The 20,937-nt window shown below is 28.3% G+C and carries 12 protein-coding genes, 13 tRNA genes and 3 rRNA genes; all 28 read left to right on the top strand.

Annotation, left to right across the window (positions count from 1 at the left end; translation table 11 throughout):
- The first annotated feature begins 237 nt into the window (after positions 1 to 237).
- The 28 genes from RS022_RS03535 to RS022_RS03400 all read left to right on the top strand — a co-directional run bounded on the left by RS022_RS03535 (position 238) and on the right by RS022_RS03400 (position 20,678).
- Positions 238 to 585: a hypothetical protein gene (locus RS022_RS03535; RefSeq protein WP_268849786.1), complete on the top strand. Its 348-nt coding sequence runs from the start codon at positions 238 to 240 to the stop codon at positions 583 to 585.
- Between the two features lie 424 nt (positions 586 to 1,009).
- Positions 1,010 to 2,389, top strand: a complete 1,380-nt coding sequence (locus RS022_RS03530; protein WP_268849785.1) for a lipoprotein 17-related variable surface protein — start codon at positions 1,010 to 1,012, stop codon at positions 2,387 to 2,389.
- A 611-nt stretch (positions 2,390 to 3,000) separates the two neighbouring features.
- Positions 3,001 to 3,084: transfer RNA gene (locus RS022_RS03525), tRNA-Tyr, on the top strand.
- A gap of 123 nt (positions 3,085 to 3,207) precedes the next feature.
- Positions 3,208 to 4,743, top strand: a 16S ribosomal RNA gene (locus RS022_RS03520).
- Positions 4,744 to 4,851: 108 nt separating this feature from the next.
- Positions 4,852 to 4,928, top strand: a tRNA-Ile gene (locus tag RS022_RS03515).
- 79 nt (positions 4,929 to 5,007) lie between these two features.
- A 23S ribosomal RNA gene (locus RS022_RS03510) occupies positions 5,008 to 7,867 on the top strand.
- Positions 7,868 to 7,910: 43 nt separating this feature from the next.
- Positions 7,911 to 8,025, top strand: a 5S ribosomal RNA gene (gene rrf, locus RS022_RS03505).
- Together the 16S, 23S and 5S rRNA genes with 13 tRNA genes alongside form the textbook arrangement of a ribosomal RNA operon.
- 8 nt (positions 8,026 to 8,033) lie before the next feature.
- Positions 8,034 to 8,109: transfer RNA gene (locus RS022_RS03500), tRNA-Val, on the top strand.
- A 15-nt stretch (positions 8,110 to 8,124) separates the two neighbouring features.
- A tRNA-Thr gene (locus tag RS022_RS03495) sits at positions 8,125 to 8,200 on the top strand.
- A 10-nt stretch (positions 8,201 to 8,210) separates the two neighbouring features.
- Positions 8,211 to 8,286: transfer RNA gene (locus RS022_RS03490), tRNA-Lys, on the top strand.
- Between the two features lie 39 nt (positions 8,287 to 8,325).
- Positions 8,326 to 8,411: transfer RNA gene (locus tag RS022_RS03485), tRNA-Leu, on the top strand.
- Between the two features lie 8 nt (positions 8,412 to 8,419).
- Positions 8,420 to 8,495, top strand: a tRNA-Ala gene (locus tag RS022_RS03480).
- A gap of 68 nt (positions 8,496 to 8,563) precedes the next feature.
- Positions 8,564 to 8,640, top strand: a tRNA-Met gene (locus RS022_RS03475).
- Positions 8,641 to 8,643: 3 nt separating this feature from the next.
- Positions 8,644 to 8,721 (top strand) — tRNA-Ile (locus RS022_RS03470).
- Between the two features lie 17 nt (positions 8,722 to 8,738).
- Positions 8,739 to 8,827, top strand: a tRNA-Ser gene (locus RS022_RS03465).
- A gap of 50 nt (positions 8,828 to 8,877) precedes the next feature.
- Positions 8,878 to 8,954 (top strand) — tRNA-Met (locus RS022_RS03460).
- Positions 8,955 to 8,970: 16 nt separating this feature from the next.
- Positions 8,971 to 9,046, top strand: a tRNA-Asp gene (locus tag RS022_RS03455).
- A 7-nt stretch (positions 9,047 to 9,053) separates the two neighbouring features.
- Positions 9,054 to 9,129 (top strand) — tRNA-Phe (locus RS022_RS03450).
- A gap of 146 nt (positions 9,130 to 9,275) precedes the next feature.
- Positions 9,276 to 10,610 (top strand): hypothetical protein, encoded by a 1,335-nt coding sequence (locus RS022_RS03445; RefSeq protein ID WP_268849784.1) that lies wholly within the window; start codon positions 9,276 to 9,278, stop codon positions 10,608 to 10,610.
- A gap of 94 nt (positions 10,611 to 10,704) precedes the next feature.
- On the top strand, positions 10,705 to 11,232 hold the full coding sequence (locus RS022_RS03440) for an inorganic diphosphatase (protein WP_268849783.1): 528 nt from the start codon (positions 10,705 to 10,707) through the stop codon (positions 11,230 to 11,232).
- A gap of 109 nt (positions 11,233 to 11,341) precedes the next feature.
- Positions 11,342 to 11,791 carry an SsrA-binding protein SmpB gene (gene smpB, locus RS022_RS03435; protein WP_268849782.1) on the top strand — a complete coding sequence of 150 codons (450 nt, stop codon included), beginning with the start codon at positions 11,342 to 11,344 and terminating at the stop codon, positions 11,789 to 11,791.
- Positions 11,792 to 12,494: 703 nt separating this feature from the next.
- Positions 12,495 to 13,787 (top strand): phosphopyruvate hydratase, encoded by a 1,293-nt coding sequence (eno, locus tag RS022_RS03430; protein ID WP_268849781.1) that lies wholly within the window; start codon positions 12,495 to 12,497, stop codon positions 13,785 to 13,787.
- Positions 13,788 to 13,825: 38 nt separating this feature from the next.
- Positions 13,826 to 15,352 (top strand): 2,3-bisphosphoglycerate-independent phosphoglycerate mutase, encoded by a 1,527-nt coding sequence (gpmI, locus tag RS022_RS03425; RefSeq protein ID WP_268849780.1) that lies wholly within the window; start codon positions 13,826 to 13,828, stop codon positions 15,350 to 15,352.
- Positions 15,353 to 15,612: 260 nt separating this feature from the next.
- Positions 15,613 to 16,584, top strand: coding sequence for an ATP-dependent 6-phosphofructokinase (locus RS022_RS03420; protein ID WP_268849779.1), 972 nt, complete (start codon positions 15,613 to 15,615; stop codon positions 16,582 to 16,584).
- 69 nt (positions 16,585 to 16,653) lie between these two features.
- Complete coding sequence (locus RS022_RS03415; protein ID WP_268849778.1) at positions 16,654 to 17,862, top strand: phosphoglycerate kinase; 1,209 nt, start codon at positions 16,654 to 16,656, stop codon at positions 17,860 to 17,862.
- A gap of 22 nt (positions 17,863 to 17,884) precedes the next feature.
- Positions 17,885 to 18,892 carry a type I glyceraldehyde-3-phosphate dehydrogenase gene (gene gap / locus RS022_RS03410; RefSeq protein WP_268849777.1) on the top strand — a complete coding sequence of 336 codons (1,008 nt, stop codon included), beginning with the start codon at positions 17,885 to 17,887 and terminating at the stop codon, positions 18,890 to 18,892.
- 87 nt (positions 18,893 to 18,979) lie between these two features.
- Positions 18,980 to 19,846, top strand: coding sequence for a class II fructose-1,6-bisphosphate aldolase (gene fba / locus RS022_RS03405; RefSeq protein ID WP_268849776.1), 867 nt, complete (start codon positions 18,980 to 18,982; stop codon positions 19,844 to 19,846).
- Between the two features lie 37 nt (positions 19,847 to 19,883).
- The gene (locus RS022_RS03400) at positions 19,884 to 20,678 is read left to right on the top strand and encodes an HAD-IIB family hydrolase (protein ID WP_268849775.1); all 795 of its coding nucleotides are present in this window, start codon (positions 19,884 to 19,886) and stop codon (positions 20,676 to 20,678) included.
- Positions 20,679 to 20,937: the final 259 nt, after the last annotated feature.

The following is a 20,937-nucleotide window of genomic DNA, read 5'->3' as shown; positions in this document are numbered from 1 at the left end:
TATTAAAAATTATTTAATATTTTTTAAAAAAAATAAAAAGAAATGATTTTCACAAATGAGAATATTACCTTATGAACTTTATCCATATAGTTCTGATTTATCCTTATGTGCTCTCAGAAAAGAGTTTGGGATGTATGATTATTGTTTAAATAATAAAAAAAATAATAAATCTATGGAATTTTTTTAAAAAAAGGCCGAAGTTATTTTAATTTATCTATTTATCAATGGATTCAAGAAATGAAAAAAAGAAAACATTATATCAATAGTTTTCATTTGTTTTATGCATTGAATAATAAATATCAAATTATTAAAACAGATTTATTTTTAATTTTAGAATGTTGTATCCAATGGGAAATAAAATCTTTTGTCCCTTATAATACTAATTTGACTTGGTATCAAATTTTTATTAAGATTGCCAAATTAAGAACAGTTAATATTGAACAATTAGATTTAGCGCTTTATAATCAACTTTTTCAATGGTATAAAGTTAATTTTATATTTTTAAACAAACAAAACTCTTTAAAACCTTATCAACTGGATATGGTTCAAGTTATAAAATATTTTAGCAAATTATTAAATTTTTAATTTTAATTTATAGAGTTTAACTAATATAAGTTAAACTTTATTTTTTTAGAAAATAAATTTTTTGAATAAAAATTTTATTTTTAAAATAAATATTTAAAACTTCAAATTAATTTGATTATTTAATACTTTTTTAAACTAAGAAAATATTTTATGAATTGAAAAGTACCTAAATTTTAAAAAAATATCAAAAAAGTATTTTTTTATTGTTTTTATTAATTATAAAATGATAAAAACGATAAAAAATGATTTCATCATTTTAATATAAAAAATTTTTTATTATAATATTTTTTTCAGAATTTATAAATTATTCAATTTTTTTGTTTTTTTTTATTGTAAAATTAATATGTAGAAGTAATTTTATAGAAATTATTCTCACAATTTTGAAAATATATTTCAAACATATTGAATTAGATAGGAAAACAAAATGATAGAAAAACAAATGAATAGAAAAATTAATATTCAAAGTTTTATATCTTTAATTTTTGTTTTTATGTTTTTATTTTTAAATGTTTTTTATTTAACACAAATCAAAGCTATTGATAATTTGAGTGATGTTTTATCGACAAAAGAATTAGGTTTAATCCTAATTGAAGGCACAACGATCACCAAAGAAGAAATTATAAGTCAAATTAAAGAAAAAAATAACAATTTAAAAAATCAAAATTTACAAATAGTAGGTGAACCAACTAAAACTAATGCTAAAGTTAAATCTAATGATTTTCAAGGCGAAGTAGAAGTTGCTTTTACTGTTAAGAAAAAAGAAGTTTCAAAAGTTGAATTATCTACTTTTTTAAAAAATAAAGATTTAGGTGAAATTAAATCTAAAGATTTAAAAGTTATTAAAGAAGAAATTATAAGTCAAATTAAAGAAAAAAATAGCGATTTAAAAAATCAAAATTTACAAATAGTAGGCGAACCAACTGAAACTAAAGCTACAGTTAAATCTGATGATTTTCAAGGCGAAGCAGAAGTTACTTTTACTGTTAAGAAAAAAGAAGTTTCAAAAGTTGAATTATCTACTTTTTTAAAAACTAAAGATTTAGGTGAAATTACATCTAAAGATTTAAAAGCTACTAAAGAAGAAATTATAAGTAAAATTAAAGAAAAAAATAACAATTTAAAAAATCAAAATTTACAAATATTAGGCGAACCAACTGAAAATAAAGCTACAGTTAAATCTGATGATTTTCAAGGCGAAGCAAAAGTTACTTTTACTGTTAAACAAAAAGAAGTTTCAAAAGTTGAATTATCTACTTTTTTAAAAAATAAAGATTTAGGTGAAATTAAATCTAAAGATTTAAAAGTTACTAAAGAAGAAATTATAAGTCAAATTAAAGAAAAAAATAGCGATTTAAAAAATCAAAATTTACAAATAGTAGGCGAACCAACTGAAACTAAAGCTACAGTTAAATCTGATGATTTTCAAGGCGAAGCAGAAGTTACTTTTACTGTTAAGAAAAAAGAAGTTTCAAAAGTTGAATTATCTACTTTTTTAAAAACTAAAGATTTAGGTGAAATTACATCTAAAGATTTAAAAGCTACTAAAGAAGAAATTATAAGTAAAATTAAAGAAAAAAATAACAATTTAAAAAATAAAAATTTACAAATAGTAGGCGAACCAACTGAAACTAAAGCTACAGTTAAATCTGATGATTTTCAAGGAGAATTAGAAGTTGAGTTTACTGTTAAGAAAAAAAGTTTTTTTAGTTTATTTACGATAGCTATTATTTTAAGTATAGGTGTAGCATCTTTAGCTTTATTAGGTTATTATTTTTATGAAAAAAACAATAAAAAAATAGATTAAAATTTATTTTGAGTATATTTTATATCGAATAATTAATTTTTTAATTATTCGATTTTTTTATATAAATAATTATAAATAATTGTGAGTTTTTTTATTGATTTATTTTGAAACCAAAATATAATATTAATTGTATTTTCAAGAATTAAATAAAATTATTGAAATTTAATTTTTTATATTTAAATTAAAGTTTTTAGTTAAGAATTTACAAACTTATTAATAATTTTTTGTATATATAAAGTTTGAAAATAATTTATTTTGATTATAATAAAAAAAATTAATTAAAAATATTTTTTTACAATAAAATAAAATATTTTTTGTATAATAATAAAGTTAAATTAATTTTATAAAAGAATAAATTTTATAATTTATTCTTTATAAATATTTAATTTTTATGAAATTTATAAATAAAAATATATAAGAAAGTTGTGTATTTGTAATTATAAATTTTGGATTTTTTTTAAAGAAAATAAAATATTTTTAATTATAATTTAGTATAATTATAAATGTTATGAAAAATTTATTTTGATTTATTTATTTGTTATAAATTATGTTAAAATTATTTTTAGTTTTTTGGATAAAAAAATTATTTTTTTAATTTATTTTATGTATTCGGAGGGGTAGCGAAGTGGCTAAACGCATCAGTCTGTAAAACTGCTCCGTAAGGTACGATGGTTCGAATCCATCCCCCTTCACCATTTAATATTTTTTTATCTTATTTATTTAAAAATTTGTGTTTTTGAAAACTGAAGATGATATTTTAATATTAATTTTTAATTGATAAAAACAAAATTTTTGTTATTAAAATATCAAAAATTTTATAAACCAAGAGTTTGATCCTGGCTCAGGATGAACGCTGGCGGCGCGCCTAATACATGCAAGTCGAACGGAGATCCTTCAAAAAGGTCTTAGTGGCGAACGGGTGAGTAACACGTAAGTAACCTACCTTTAAGACGAGGATAACAATCGGAAACGGTTGCTAAGACTGGATAGGAAACAAAAAGGCATCTTTTTGTTTTTAAAAGACCTTCTTCGGAGGGTATGCTTAAAGAGGGGCTTGCGCCACATTAGTTAGTTGGTAAGGTAAAGGCTTACCAAGATTATGATGTGTAGCTGGACTGAGAGGTTGAACAGCCACATTGGGACTGAGACACGGCCCAAACTCCTACGGGAGGCAGCAGTAGGGAATTTTCGGCAATGGAGGAAACTCTGACCGAGCGACGCCGCGTGAACGATGAAGTATTTCGGTATGTAAAGTTCTTTTATTGAAGAAGAAAAAATAGTGGAAAAACTATCTTGACGTTATTCAATGAATAAGCCCCGGCTAACTATGTGCCAGCAGCCGCGGTAAGACATAGGGGGCGAGCGTTATCCGGAATTATTGGGCGTAAAGGGTGCGTAGGCGGTTAGATAAGTCTATAATTTAATTTCAGTGCTTAACGCTGTCTTGTTATAGAAACTGTCTTGACTAGAGTGAGATAGAGGCAAGCGGAATTCCATGTGTAGCGGTAAAATGTGTAAATATATGGAGGAACACCAGAAGCGTAGGCGGCTTGCTGGGTCTTTACTGACGCTGAGGCACGAAAGCGTGGGGAGCAAACAGGATTAGATACCCTGGTAGTCCACGCTGTAAACGATGAGTACTAAGTGTCGGGGGTAACCTCGGTACTGAAGTTAACACATTAAGTACTCCGCCTGAGTAGTACGTACGCAAGTATGAAACTTAAAGGAATTGACGGGACTCCGCACAAGCGGTGGATCATGTTGTTTAATTCGAAGATACACGAAAAACCTTACCAGGTCTTGACATACTCTGCAAAGCTATAGAAATATAGTGGAGGTTATCAGGGATACAGGTGGTGCATGGTTGTCGTCAGTTCGTGTCGTGAGATGTTAGGTTAAGTCCTAAAACGAACGCAACCCCTGTCGCTAGTTGCCAGCACGTAATGGTGGGGACTTTAGCGAGACTGCCAATTAAAAATTGGAGGAAGGTGGGGATAACGTCAAATCATCATGCCCCTTATGATCTGGGCTACAAACGTGATACAATGGCTATTACAAAGAGTAGCTGAAACGCGAGTTTTTAGCCAATCTCAAAAAGGTAGTCTCAGTACGGATTGAAGTCTGCAACTCGACTTCATGAAGCTGGAATCGCTAGTAATCGCGAATCAGCATGTCGCGGTGAATACGTTCTCGGGGTTTGTACACACCGCCCGTCAAACCACGAAAGTTAGCAATACCCGAAAGCAGTGGCTTAACTTTGCAAGAAGAGGGAGCTGTCTAAGGTAGGGTTGATGATTGGGGTTAAGTCGTAACAAGGTATCCTTACCGGAAGGTGAGGATGGATCACCTCCTTTCTAAGGATATACATATAAAAATCATCATCTTCAGTTTTGAAAGACTTAGGTTAAAATATAAGTTTTTCTTTTTATAAAAAAAGTGTTTCTCTTATATAAAAGACCAAAGGGCCTATAGCTCAGTTGGTTAGAGCACACGCCTGATAAGCGTGAGGTCGGTGGTTCAAGTCCACTTAGGCCCACCAATTTTATATCAGGAAAATATTTACTTCGAAGAAAGTTCTTTGAAAAGTAGATAAACATGATTTGCTTAATTCAATTAAATTTGAAGAAAGTAAGGGCGTACAGTGAATGCCTTGGCACTAAGAGCCGATGAAGGACGCAATTAACGGCGATACACCATGGGGAGTTGTAAATAAATGAAGATCCATGGATTTCCGAATGGGGCAACCTACTACAGTAAAATTGTAGTTTTTTGATTGTAAAATCAAAAAGGGAACGCAGTGAACTGAAATATCTAAGTAACTGCAGGAAAAGAAAGTAATAACGATTCCGCTAGTAGTGACGAACGAACACGGAATAGCCTTGGATACTATTAACTAGTTACAAAATAAAAAGCAACTTGAAGTTTCTGGAAAGAAACACCAAAGAAGGTGAAAGTCCTGTAAGGGAAAACTTTTTATCTAGAGTATCCTACAAAGTACGGCGAGACACGAGAAATCTTGTTGGAAGACAGGAGGACCATCTCCTAAGGCTAAATACTTCTTAGTGACCGATAGTGAACTAGTACCGTGAGGAAAGGTGAAAAGAACCCCGAGAGGGGAGTGAAATAGATCCTGAAACTGTATGCCTACAATTAGTCAGAGCTCGTTAATGAGTGATGGCTTGCCTTTTGCAGAATGAACCGGCGAGTTATGATATAGAGCAAGGTTAAGTTTTAAGGAACGGAGCCGTAGCGAAAGCGAGTTTTAAAAGAGCGTTTAGTTGTATGTCATAGACCCGAAACTGAAGTGAGCTAGCCATGAGCAGGTTGAAGTTTAGTTAATCCTAAATGGAGGACCGAACCAGGACACGTTGAAAAGTGTTTGGATGACTTGTGGCTAGGGGTGAAATTCCAATCGAACTCAGAGATAGCTGGTTCTCCCCGAAATAGCTTTAGGGCTAGCGTTGATTAATAGTTTTTATGAAGGTAGAGCACTAAATAAGTGATGGCTTCACCTCGAAGTACTGATTTTAATTAAACTCCGAATGTCATAAAAAACAATCAGCAGTCAGACTGTGGGTGATAAGGTCCATAGTCAAAAGGGAAAGAGCCCAGACCGTCAGCTAAGGTCCCTAAATTAATGTTAAGTGGAAAAGGAAGTGAAGATGTTAAAACAGCTAGGAAGTTGGCTTAGAAGCAGCCATCTTTTAAAGAGTGCGTAATAGCTCACTAGTCTAATGACTTCGCACCGAAAATTTATCGGGGCTCAAACATTATACCGAAGCTACGGATATTAACGAATGTTAAATATGGTAGGGGAAGCGTTCTGATATCAGTGAAGCCATAGCGGAAGCAGTGGTGGAGAGATCAGAAGTGAGAATGCCGGTGTAAGTAACGAAAAGATAGGTGAGAATCCTATCCGTCAAAAACCCAAGGTTTCCAGGGGAAGGTTCGTCCGCCCTGGGTTAGTCAGGTCCTAAGGTGAGGTAGAAATACGTAGTCGATGGTAAGCAGGCGAATATTCCTGCACTAAAAAAACAACTGATGGAGGGACAAAGAAGGCTAGGCATGCCCTTTATATGGATTAGGGTTGAAGGATCGAGTTTGAGAAAACAGGTAAATCCGTTTTCTTATTCTAAAAAATTAGATTCGAAGGTAAGATGACCGATGTCATACTTTCAAGAAAAGCTTCTAGGGTTAATTGTTTTTTTACCTGTACCGCAAACCGACACAGGTGGGTAGGTAGAGTATACTAAGACGCGCGAGAAAACTCTTGTTAAGGAACTCGGCAAAATTACTCCGTAACTTAGGGATAAGGAGAACTTTTGTGTAAAAAGCAAAAGTCACAGAAAAGAAGCCCAAGCGACTGTTTATCAAAAACATAGGTCTCTGCTAAACCGTGAGGTGATGTATAGGGGCTGATGCCTGCCCGGTGCTGGAAGATCAAAAGGAGATGTTAGGGTTAAACCGAAGCATTGAATTGAAGTCCCAGTGAACGGCGGCCGTAACTATAACGGTCCTAAGGTAGCGAAATTCCTTGTCGGGTAAATTCCGACCCGCACGAAAGGCATAACGATTTGGGCGCTGTCTCAACAAGAGTCTCGGTGAAATCAAATTATCGGTGAAAATGCCGATTACCCGCGACAGGACGAAAAGACCCCATGGAGCTTTACTGTAGCTTAATATTGAATTTGAGAAATTGATGTACAGAATAGGTGGGAGACGGAGAACTTTATGCGCTAGTTTAAAGGGAGTCACCTTTGGGATACCACCCTTTAATTTTTTATGTTCTAACCTACGTAAGTGGATTACGAGGGACAGTGTTTGGTGGGCAGTTTGACTGGGGCGGTCGCCTCCTAAAGAGTAACGGAGGCGTTCATAAGGTTCCTTCAAAATGGTCGGAAATCATTTAGAGAGCGTAAAGGCATAAGGGAGCTTGACTGCGAGACCTACAAGTCGAGCAGAGACGAAAGTCGGACTTAGTGATCTTACGATACCGTATGGAAGGGTCGTAACTCAACGGATAAAAGCTACCCTGGGGATAACAGGCTTATCGCTTCCGAGCGTTCACAGCGACGAAGCGGTTTGGCACCTCGATGTCGGCTCATCGCATCCTGGAGCTGGAGAAGGTTCCAAGGGTTGGGCTGTTCGCCCATTAAAGCGGAACGCGAGCTGGGTTCAGAACGTCGTGAGACAGTTCGGTCTCTATCCGTCGTGGGCGTTGGAAATTTGAAAAGAGCTGTCCCTAGTATGAGAAGACCGGGATGGATATACCGCTGGTGTTTCAGTTGGTTCGCCAGAGCCATAGCTGAGTAGCTATGTATAGAAAGGATAAACACTGAAAGCATCTAAGTGTGAAGCCTCCTTTAAGATGAGATTTCCCTATGAGATCCCTGAAAGACTATCAGGTAGATAGGCTAGAGGTGTAAGAAGAGTGATCTTTTCAGCTGACTAGTACTAATGATCCATTGACTTTGATTTTAAGAAGAATTAAAAAGGTTGTGTTTATCTAGTTTTGAAAGAACCTTGGTAATTAATAAAAGGGGAAACACCTGTTCCCATTCCGAATACAGCAGTTAAGTCCTTTTAACCTGAAGATAGTTTTTGATTTCAAAAGCAAAAATAAGATTTGCCAAGGTTTACTTTAAGAGGATTAGCTCAGTTGGGAGAGCGTTTGCCTTACAAGCAGAAAGTCGGGGGTTCAAGTCCCTCATCCTCTACCATTTTATTTATAAAAGGCCAAAATAGCTCAATAGGTAGAGCAACTGACTTGTAATCAGTAGGTTACGGGTTCGATTCCTGTTTTTGGCACCATTAATAAAGTGTCCCGTTAGCTCAGTTGGTAGAGCACTTGACTTTTAATCAAGGTGTCAAAGGTTCGAGTCCTTTACGGGACACCATTTTGTTATTATTTTAATAATAAAAAAATATGTTTAAAAGCCTGGATGGTGGAATTGGTAGACACGTGGGACTTAAAATCCCATGGTTAAAAGCCGTGCCGGTTCAATTCCGGCTCTAGGTACCATTTATATAGGGGTTTTAGCTCAGTTGGTAGAGCACCTGTCTTGCACACAGGATGTCAGCGGTTCGAATCCGCTAAACTCCACCATGTAAAATAGTAATAAAATGTTATAATATAAGAGAAAATAATAAATATAAAAAAAAATATTAAATACAGGCGGTGTAGCTCAGCCGGTTAGAGCGTTCGGTTCATACCCGTGAGGTCGAGGGTTCGAATCCCTCTGTCGCCACCAAATGGACCTGTAGCTCAGCTGGTCTAGAGCTACCGGCTCATAACCGGTTGGTCGTAGGTTCGAATCCTACCAGGTCCACCATTATTTTAGAAAAAGTTGGAGAAATACCCAAGCGGTTTAAGGGGCCAGTCTTGAAAACTGGAAGATCTGAAAGGATGCGGGGGTTCGAATCCCTCTTTCTCCGCCAAAGTTTGTTAAAATTATTTTTATGTTTTTTTTGTATTAAGTTATTATGATCGCGGGATAGAGCAGTTTGGTAGCTCGTCGGGCTCATAATCCGAAGGTCGAAGGTTCAAATCCTTCTCCCGCAACCAATTAAAATTAAAAAAAGGTTTGATGGTGTAGTGGTTAACATGCTTGCCTGTCACGCAGGAGATCGCGGGTTCGAATCCCGTTCAGACCGCCATTTAGAGGGCTCTGTAGCTCAGTCGGTAGAGCAGTGGCTTGAAGAGCCTCGTGTCGGCAGTTCGATTCTGCCCGGAGCCGCCATTTAAATATAAATTTTTAATTATGTAAATTTAATTTTTTTTAAAAAAATTTTTAATATTTTATTATTTTAATTTTTTAATTTTTTAATTTATTTATTATTATTTTATTTTTAAAAAAATAATATTTATTTAGAAAGAAATAATTAATTGAAAAAAAATAAATTTTTTTTAAAAAAAATTAATTTTATTTTTTTATTTACATTTTTGTTTTTATTAAGAGTTAGTTTAATCAATCTTAAAGCTATTAATAATGATGATGAATTGAAAAAATATTATAATGAATCCGAAGAATCTACCAAAATCAATGATGCTGACGAAATTAAAGAAAAAAAATACAATTCATCTTCTCAACCAAAAATTAAAGTGGATAGTTTATTTTTTAAAGCAATAGAAAAAAACAAAAAAATATCTTTTGATTCTTTAAAACAATCAAATATATCTTTTGATGTTGAAAATGAAAAAATAGAAATTAATGATTTATTAAAAAATAAATATAAAAAAGATTCAAAGAAAAAACATGTTTTTTTAGGATGGAAATATGATTTAGGGTCTTTTTTGTCTAAAAAAATAAGATTATTTTATGGCATTGATAATATTCGTACTGTTTCATGTTCTTCATTTCAAGAATGTTTAAATTTTAAACAGTTTATTTTTGGTTTATTATATCATAATATTCCTAAAATAGATTTTTTATTTGATTTTTTAGATATTTCAGGTTTTAAAGAAGAATTTATCGATAATAAATATGATAAAATAGGTTTAGAAACTGTTTGTTTTTATTCTTTATTAAGGAAAGATCCTTCTTTGGGGTATTTTTATTTTAAAGATGAAGATATAAAAGATATTCATTCTGTTGATATTTCTTTTTGTAATTGTAAAATTTCTGGTTATTCTTTGATAGATTTGATTTTTGAAATAATTAATCTAAAAAACGAAGATTTGATTATTTTTAAACAACATTTTAATTCTTATCTTAAACATTTAAGTAAAATGGATGAAGAAAAAATATCAAAACAAGATATTGATGTTTTGCATGAAGAATTTTTAGCAAATATCATTGATATTGATGATATGGATATTTTAGATAAAAAATTTTTTTTACATTTGATAAAAAAAGTAATCTCTATTTTTGTTCCTAAAATTTTTTCTCTTCATTGTTCTGTAGATCATAAAAACATAAAACCTTTGAAAGAAATGAATTTTGAATTATCTTTGACAAAAGAACATCAAACTATAGGTTTTTTGTTAAAGATAGAAAAAAACGAAAATAATATATTTTATCTTCTTTTTTATGAAATTTTTAAAGACGAAAAACAAAATGAAGAAAATTTAAGATTGATAGATAAAATTTTAATTTTAGATTTAAATACTAAAGAACATTTATTTTTTAATCATTTAACTATTAATATTAAACAAAATAAAAAAATATTTTTTAAAAAAATTAATCTGTTCAGATTTGATTCTATGAATTTATTTTCCTAAAAATATATAATGTGTTATTTGGTATAAAATATATATAATATAATTAGATTTATTTTTATTTTAAAAAATAAAAAATAAAGGTAAAATTTAATATATGAATTTTTTACAAAATGTTAGTCCTGATAGAGTTATTGAAAATGATTTTCTTGTTTTTATTGAAATTTCTAAAGGTAGCAAAAAAAAATATGAGATAGATAAAGAAACAGGTTTTTTAAAATTAGATCGTATTTTAAATACTTCTTTTGTTTATCCTTCTAATTATGGTTTCATTCCTTTAACTCATTGCGAAGATAATGATTCGTTAGATGTTTTTGTTTTATCACAAGAAATATTAGAACCTATGGTTATTGTTCAATGTAGACCTATCGGAGTTATTAAAATGATTGATAATGGGAAGTTAGATGAGAAAATAATCTCTGTTCCTATCCATGATCATTCTATGGAAAAATATCAAAATATTGAAGATGTTCCAGTTTCTATTTTGGAAGAAATAAAACATTTTTTATCTCATTATAAAGATTTAGAAAAAAAAACAGTTGTTATAGAAGATATATTTGATAAATTTAAAGCATTTACTGTCATCAAAAATGCTATAAATAAATATATAAAATTAAAAAAATAATTTAAATTTTTTTGTTAATTTGTTTACAAATATTAAAAAAATCCAAAATCATTTATTTAATTTTTAATAAATGATTTTGGAAAATAAAAAAACAAAGTGATTGAAAATAATGATAAAAATAATTTTGAATAATAAAAAAGCTTTTTATGATTATTTTTTAGACAAAAAATATATTGCCGGAATTCAATTGTTAGGTAACGAAGTAAAATCTATAAGATTAAAGAAAGTTAATTTACAAAACTCTTATATAAAAATTGAAAGTAATGAAATTTTTGTTTTCAATATGTTTGTTGAAAAATATGAATTTTGTAATAAATTTGATTACGATGATAAAAGAAAAAAAAAACTTTTATTGAATAAAAGAGAAATTTTACAAATCAAAAAAACAATACAAGTTAAAGGATTAAGTGTTATTCCTACTAAAATTATTTCTGATAGAAATTTATTAAAATTAGAGATTTATTTAGCTCGTGGAAAGAAAAAATATGATAAGAGATTAATTTTGAAAAAGAAAGATGATGATTTAAAAATTAAAAAAACTTTATCTTATATATATTAATTTTTAATTTTTTTTACATGTATTTTATTAAATGTTATATTTTAACTTTAATAAGAAAAAATTATTTTTTATTTATATTTGTTATCCATTCATTTATTTTTCGAGTTATTATTTGTATATAATGAATCCATTTATAAAAAATTTGATATTTTACGGTCTCTTTTTGGGGTATTTTTGGTAAAATTTTTAATTCCCACGTTTTTGGTTTAACTATTTCTGATAATGCTAATTCGTATATAATAGCTCCTAAAAAAAATCCTAAAATAAGACCTATTAAAAAAATTAATAATTTATTTATAAACATATTTTTTTATTATAAAAACCTCTTAGTTATTTTTATTTTATTTATTTCAAAAAAATTATTGATATAAAGATATCTAAAAAAATTTTTTATCAATAATTTTTTATATTCATAAATCATAATAATTTTAACATATTTATTGTTTTTAAAAAAATATTTTAGTTCAATTTAAACAAAAAACTAATTTTTGGATTAATTAATAATTCAAATAATTAATATAATTAATTATCTTTTATATATTATATTTTTTTAAATAAATATGAATAAGTTTATAAAATATACTTTTATATAAAAAAATATTATAATAATTATGTATTTTATTTTATTAATGATGACATTTATTTGCTTTGGTGATTAATATTTTATTAATATTCTATATTAAATAAAAAAAGGAGTTGTGAGATGCCATATATTGATAAAATTTTAGCTCGTGAAATTTTAGATTCGAGAGGGAATCCTACATTAGAAGTTGAAGTTTATACTTTATCAGGTTTTTTTGGAAGAGCTATTGTCCCTTCTGGAGCTTCTACTGGAGAATATGAAGCAGTAGAATTAAGAGATAATGATCCTAAAAGATTTTTAGGTAAAGGTGTTTTGAAAGCAGTTGGCAATGTTTTAAAGATTGTTGAACCAAAATTAAAAAATGTTTCTGTTTTGGAACAAAATTTGATTGATAAAATGTTAATTGAACTTGATGGAACGCCTAATAAATCTAAATTAGGAGCTAATTCTATTTTAGGAGTTTCTTTAGCTTGTGCTAAAGCAGGAGCTAATTATTTAAATTTAGAATTTTATGAATACTTAGGTGGTGTTCAACTTAAACAATTACCTGTTCCTATGATGAACGTTATTAATGGTGGCGCACATGCATCTAATAATGTGGATTTTCAAGAATTTATGATTTTACCGACTAATTTTCCATCTTTTAAAGAGGCTTTACGTTGTGGTGCCGAAATTTTTCATCATTTACAAAAAATTTTGAAACAAAAAAAATTACCGACTACTGTAGGTGATGAAGGCGGATATGCTCCTGATTTGAATTCGAACGAAGAGGCTTTTCAACTTATTATTGAAGCCATTAAAAATGCTGGTTATAAACCGGGAGAAGATGTTTTTTTAGGAATGGATGTTGCCGCTTCGGAATTTTATGATAAAGAACAAAAAAAATATGTTTTAGCTTCTGAGAATAACAAAACTTTCAGTAGCGAAGAATTAATTTCTTATTATGAAAAAATGGTAAATAAGTATCCTATAATTTCTATCGAAGACGGATTAGATGAAAACGATTGGGACGGATGGAAAATTTTAACAAAAAGATTAGGCGACAAAGTTCAATTGTTAGGAGACGATTTATTTGCTACTAATGTTGAAAGATTATCTAAAGGTATCAAAAATAAAGTAGGAAATTCTATTTTAATTAAATTAAATCAAATAGGAACTTTAACAGAAACTTTAGAAGCAATTGAGATGGCTAAAAAAGCTTCTTATACAGCTGTCATTTCGCATCGTAGTGGAGAAACTGAAGATACTACTATATCTGATTTAGCTGTTGCTACTAACGCAGGACAGATTAAAACAGGTTCTATTTCTAGAACTGATCGAATTGCTAAATATAATCAATTATTAAGAATCGAAGAAAAATTAAAAAATAGTCCTTATTTAGGATTAAAAAGTTTTTATAATTTAAAAAAATAATACTAAAAAAGTAAATAAAAATTAATAAGGAGATTTTTTTGAATAAATTTGTAAGTTTAATTATTTTAGATGGTTTAGGATTATCTTCTAAAAAAGAAAATAATGCTTTTTATTTAGCTAAAACTCCTTATTTAGATCATCTTTTGGCTAATTTTCCGAATACTACTTTACAAGCTTCTGGACAAGAAGTAGGATTACCTGAAGGTCAAATGGGTAATAGTGAAGTAGGTCATTTAAATTTAGGAGCGGGAAGAGTTATTGATCAATATTTGAATAAAATAAATAAATCTATTAGTACAAAATCTTTTTTTGCTAATGAAGCGTTTTTAAAAACGATAAAGCATGCTAAAAAAAACAATAGCAAAATACATTTATTAGGATTAGTTTCTGATGGCGGAGTTCATTCACATTTAAGTCATTTTGAATCTTTATTAGATTTAATGAGAGAACATAAAATAGAAGATAGAACCTATTTACATGCTTTTACAGATGGTAGAGATACTGATCCTTATTCAGGTTTAAAATATATTGAAAAAATTTTAAATTATGGTTTTAAATTAGCTTCTGTAAGCGGTAGATATTTTGCTTTAGATCGTGATAATAATTGGGAACGTATTAATTTAGTTTATAATATGTTAGTCTCTGGTAAAGATCCATTAATAAATTCTCCTTTAGAAACAATTAAAAATTTTTATAAAAAAGAAATTACTGATGAGTTTATCCCTCCTTTTATTGTTGATAAAAATGGTTTAATTGATGATAATGATAGTATTATTTTTGTAAATTTCCGTTCTGATCGTATTATGCGTTTAGCAGTTGCTTTATCAAATCCTTCAATGACTTTGCATTTTAAGTCCGAAGGGAAAAGATGTTTCGAAGGATACAAAATACTTCAAAATCTTTGTGTAGTTTTTATGACTCCTTATTCTCAATATGTCTCAGGAACAATTGCTTTTAAATCAGAAAGTTTAAAAAATATTTATGGAGAAGTGATTTCTAATAATAAACTTCGTCAATTAAGAATTGCCGAAACTGAAAAATATCCTCATGTTACTTTCTTTTTTGATGGTGGCAAAGAACAAAAGTTTGAAAATGTTGATAATATTTTAATTCCTTCTCCTAAAGTTGCAACTTATGATTTGAAACCAGAGATGAGTGCTTTCGAAGTTGCTAAACAAGCTAAAAAAGCTATTTTATCTCGAAAATACCAAACTATGATTTTAAATTTTGCTAATCCAGACATGGTGGGACATACTGGTTCACTCGAATCAACCATTAAAGCAGTAGAAGCTGTTGATACATGTTTAGAAGAGGTAGTTAAAGCTATTTTAAAAATTGGTGGAATTGCTTGTATTGTTGCCGATCATGGAAATGCAGAACAAATGAAAGACGAAAGAAATAAACCTCATACTGCTCATACAACTAATTTAGTTCCTTTTATTTTAGTTAATAGTAAATTTAATTTGAGACCAGGTTCTTTGTGTGATGTATCCCCTACTTTATTAGAATTACTCGGAATCTCTCAACCAATAGAAATGACGGGTAAAAGTTTAATTTTACATTAAAATGATTTTAAATTATTCCAAAATAAAATTTTTTATTTATTATTTTTAAAATATATGTAAATTAAATTATATTTTTAAGAATAATATATTAATATATTAAAATGTTGCTTGAATATATTTTATTTAAAAAAAATATATAAAAAAATACAGAAAAAATTATTATTAAAATATTAATGATAACAAAAATTAACAAAATTTAATAAAAAAATAATTATTATCAAGGAATTATTATAAGGAATTATTATAAGGAATTATTATAAATGACACATAAAGAAGAAATAAATAAAATAGCAGTTTTAACTTCTGGTGGAGATTCTCCAGGAATGAATAGTGCTATTAGAGCTATTGTTTTAGCAGGAGCTAAAAAAAATTGTACTATTTATGGTATTAAAGATGGTTATTTAGGTTTATATAATCATGAGATTGAAATTTTAACCCCTGATAATTTACCACGTATTATTAATATTTCAGGAACTTTTTTAGGTACTTCACGCTTTCTTTCATTTAGAGATGATTTAAGTGTACGTCAAAAATGTGTGCAAAATTTAAAAAAAATAGGCATTGATAAATTAATTATTATTGGTGGAGATGGTTCTTATAATGGGGCTACAAAATTAGAAGAATTAGGGATCAAATGTATAGGTATTCCGGCTACTATCGATAATGATATTAATGATACAGATTTTACAATTGGTTTTAGTACAGCTGTTAATAATGTTATGGATGCTATTGAAAAATTACGAGATACTTCTTTATCACATAATAGATGTACTATTATTGAGGTTATGGGAAGAAATAAAGGTGATTTAGCTTTATATGGCGGGATTGCTGCTGGTGTAGATTTAATTGTCACAAAAGAAAATTTGATACCTAAACAAATGATTTTAGATAAAATTAAAATTTTAAAAGAACAAAAAAGAAGACACGCTATTATTGTTATTACTGAAAATATTTTAAATGTTTTTGATTTAGCTAAAGAAATCGAAAGTTATAGTGGTTTTGAGACGAGAGCTCAAGTTTTAGGTCATATACAAAGAGGAGGGATTCCTACTGTAGAAGATTGTGTTTTAGCTACAAGAATGGGTGTTTCCGCTGTTGAATTTTTGAATAAAAATATTCATAATTGTGCAATAGGTATAAAAAAACAAGAAATAATTCATACTAGTTTTGAAAATGTTTTGAATAATAAAAGTGCACTTGATAAACTTTTTAATATTATTGAATGTTTATAATTAGTTTATAATGTTTTTAATTTTATAATAAAGAAAATAAAAAAATTAAATTATTAAGGAAAATATATAATGCAAAAAACACTTAATAAATTAGATATTTCGAATATCATAAATAAGAAAATTTTATTAAGAGCAGATTTAAATGTTCCTTTAGAAAAAGGAGTTATTAGTGACGATAGTAGAATTAAAGCCATTTTACCTACTGTAGAATATCTTAAAAAACATCAAGGTAAAATAGTTATTCTTTCTCATTTAGGAAGAGTTAAAACAAAAGAAGATTTACAAAAATTAAGTTTAAGAGTAGTAGCTGACAGATTATCTTTTTATTTAAATCAAAAAGTGGTTTTTGTTCCCGAAACAAAAGGAGATTTATTAGAAAGAGAAATTAATAATTTAGAATGTGGTTCTGTTTTATTAATGGAAAATACTCGTTTTGAAGATTTGGATAGTAAAAACGAAAGCAAAAATGATGCTCAATTAGGAAAATATTGGGCTTCATTAGGTGATGTTTTTGTTAATGATGCTTTTGGAACTTGTCATCGTTCTCATGCTTCTAATGTTGGTATTTCTACTTATATTTCAGAGAAATGTTTTGGTTTTTTAGTCGAAAAAGAAATTAATTTTTTACATAAAATTGTTAATACATCTCAAAGACCTTTAGTCGCTGTTTTAGGTGGTTCTAAAGTTTCTGATAAAATCAAAATTATTGAAAAACTTTTGAAAAAAATAGATTTTCTTTTGATTGGCGGCGGAATGTCTTTCACTTTTTTGAAATCTCAAAATTTGGAAATCGGAAAAAGTTTATTAGAAGAAAATGAAATTCCTTTAGTTAAAAGATTATTAGCTTCAAAAGAAGGTAAAAAAATTATTTTACCGCAAGATTTTGTTTGTGGCGATAAATTTGCTCCAGACGCTAAAACTATTATTTCTGATTTTAATAAAATCCCTTTTAATATGATGGGGTTAGATATTGGACCTAAAACTATTTCTTTGTTCCAACATTATATTATGTCTGCGAAAACAGTTGTATGGAATGGTCCCGTAGGAGTTTTTGAATTTGAAAAATTTTCTCAAGGAACAAGATCGATAGCTCAGATGATTAGCAAAATTAAAGATCAAGCTATTACAATTATTGGCGGCGGAGATAGCGCAGCCGCAATATCCAAATTTAAATTAGATAATAATTTTAGCCATATTTCTACTGGCGGAGGAGCTTTTTTGGAATATTTAGAAGAAAAAGAAATGCCAGGTTTAAAATGTATTGAGAAATTTTGTTAATAATAAGAAGGTAAAAAAAATTATGAAAAAAAAAATAGCGATTAATGGGTTAGGACGTATCGGTAAATTATCTTTCCGTTCTTTATTCGGAAAACATAATATTGATATTGTAGCAATTAATGATTTGTCAACACCAGAAACTTTAGCTTATTTATTAAAATATGATAGCGCACAAGGTTCTTATAAAAAAGATGATATTACTTTTGATGAAAATTCATTAATAGTGGAAGGTAAAAAAATTTATATTTTCCAAGAAAGAAATCCACAAGATTTACCTTGGGGAAAATTAGGAATAGATATTGTTTTAGAATGTACTGGTTTTTTCACAAGTGAAGAAAAGGCTCAATTACATTTAAAAGCAGGAGCTAAAAAAGTGTTAATTAGTGCGCCGGCTACTGGAAATGTTAAAACGATTGTTTTTAATGTTAATGATGATATTTTAACAAAAGAAGATACTATTATTAGCGGAGCTTCTTGTACGACTAATTGTTTAGCTCCGGTTATAAAAGTTTTAAATGATAATTTTGGTATTGATCAATCTTTTATGACTACTATTCATAGTTATACTAATGATCAATCTCTTATAGATCAAACACATCCAAAAGGTATTTGGACTAGAAGAGGAAGAGCTGCTGCTGTTAATATAGTTCCAAGTTCTACCGGAGCTGCAAAGGCGATTTCATTAGTTATTCCTGAATTAAAAGGAAAAATAGATGGAACAGCGATTAGAGTACCGAGTTTAACAGGCTCTTTAGTTGATTTAACAGTTGAATTAAAAAAAGAAGTGACTGTAGAAATGATTAAAGAAGTTTTCAAAAAAAGCGCTAATGAAACTTTAGCTTTTATTGAAGATCCGATTGTTTCATCTGATATTATTGGAACAAGTTTCGGTTCTTTATTTGATTCTAATACAATTCAAATTTTAAAAGAAAGACCACGTTTTGTAAAATTAATTTCTTGGTATGATAACGAAATGAGTTATGTAAGCCAATTAACTCGTTTACTTTTAAAAATGGTTACACTTGTTTAAAATAAATTATATTGAAAATTTTGAAATTTTTTATTTTTTAAAAATAAATTTATAATTTTGTTAATGTTTTCCAAGAAAGGAAAAAACATGTTAACTTCAGATAGAAAAATTATTCAAAAGGCACATAAAAATAAATATGCAATAATACAGGTTAATATTAATAATTTAGAATGGATTAAAGCTGTTTTAGAAACTGTTGAAGAATTAAAATCACCTGTTATTTTAGGAGTTTCAGAAGGAGCTTCTCAATATATGGGTGGTTTTAAAACAGTGTCTTCTTTAGTAAAAAATTTAGATCTTTTTTATAATATTTCTACTCCTGTTATTTTACATTTAGATCACGGATCTTATGAAGGTGCAAAAAAAGCTTTAGAATCAGGTTTCACTTCGGTTATGTTTGATGGAAGTAGTTATCCCTTTGAAGAGAATTTAAAGAAAACTAGAGAAATTGTTTCTCTTTGCCATAAAAAAGGTATTTTAGTCGAAGCTGAAGTAGGCGGAATTGGCGGAGAAGAAGACGGTTTTATAGGTCAAGGCGAAAACGCTGATCCTTATGAATGTCAAAAAATCGCTGAATTAGGAGTTGATATGTTGGCTGTTGGTATCGGTAATATTCACGGAAAATATCCTGATAATTGGAAAGGATTAGATTTTGGAGTTTTTGAAAAAATTAAAAAATTAACTAATAATAAAACTCCTTTAGTACTTCATGGAGGTACTGGTATTCCTGAAGAAATGATTAGAAAAGCAATTTCTTTAGGAGTAGTTAAAATAAACGTTAATACTGAATTTCAATTGTCTTTTTCAGAAGCCACTAGAAAATATATCGAAGAAAAAAAAGATTTAATAAATAAAGGTTTTGACCCTAGAAAATTATTAAAGCCAGGTTATTTAGCTATAAAAGCAGAACTTAGAAAGAAATTAGAACTTTTCGGAAGTATTAATAAAGCTTAATTTTAACTCAAATATAAAGGAGTTTTCAAGGATTTTAATGAATTTTAATAAAAGAATGTTTTTTTTTGATATTGACAATACTATTTTAAGTTCTCGATCACAAACTATTTTTCCGCAAACTTTAAAAACAATTAAAACTTTAGCCGAGCAACCTAATACTTTGTTAGGAATTGCTACAGGACGTAATATTAAAAGGTTAAATGTTTTAGGTGAAATACAACACTATTTCAAACATTTAGTTTTATTTAATGGCGGTTTGACACAAATTAATGATAAAGTAATTGATGATCGACCTTTTGATAAAAAAGAAGTTCAAAATTTAATTGCTAAAGCTCATGCAGCATGTATTAAAATTGGAATGACAGGACTTCATAAAGAAATTGTTCCTAGTGAACAAGATCTAATTTCATTTACTTTAGGTCATAAATATTGTACTAATAAAAATTCTGTTGTAGAACCTACATTTTATTTAAACAATAATGTTTATCAAATTTGGCTTTTCGAACCTAATAACAAAAAACTTGAAAAATTTATTAAAGATTTGGGCAAATTTGAAATTTATTATTGGAGAACTAATTGCGGTGTAGATTTAGTCCCTAAAGATGTTAATAAAATTCATGGAATTAGAAAAATTCAAGCTTTATATCCGGAATATCAATTGATTTGTATGGGAGATGGAGTGAATGATATCGATATGATTAAATCTGCTGATATCGGTATTGGATTAGCGAATTTTCATCATGAAGGAGTTAAGAAAAATTCTAAATTAATAGCTCCTGATATTGAAGAAGATAAACTTTATGATTTTTTTATAAAAAATAATTTGTTTTAATTTAAATTAAAACAAATTATTTTTTATAAATCAAATTTTTTATTGAAAAAATAAATAATTTGATTTATTTTTTTGCTTAAATTAAAAGAATTTTTTTATTATACTTATATATAATACAAACATATTAGATATTTTGTATTATATATAAATATAATAAAAAAATTTTTTTAGTAATGTTTTACATTTATTAAAAAAGATTATTTTATGTTTAATTATGATATTTAAATAAATATATTTTTTATACAAAAAAATAATTTTT

This window comes from Candidatus Phytoplasma rubi, from assembly GCF_026821955.1.
Classification (GTDB): domain Bacteria; phylum Bacillota_I; class Bacilli_A; order Acholeplasmatales; family Acholeplasmataceae; genus Phytoplasma; species Phytoplasma vitis.
This window is presented reverse-complemented; position numbering and strand designations above follow the sequence as displayed.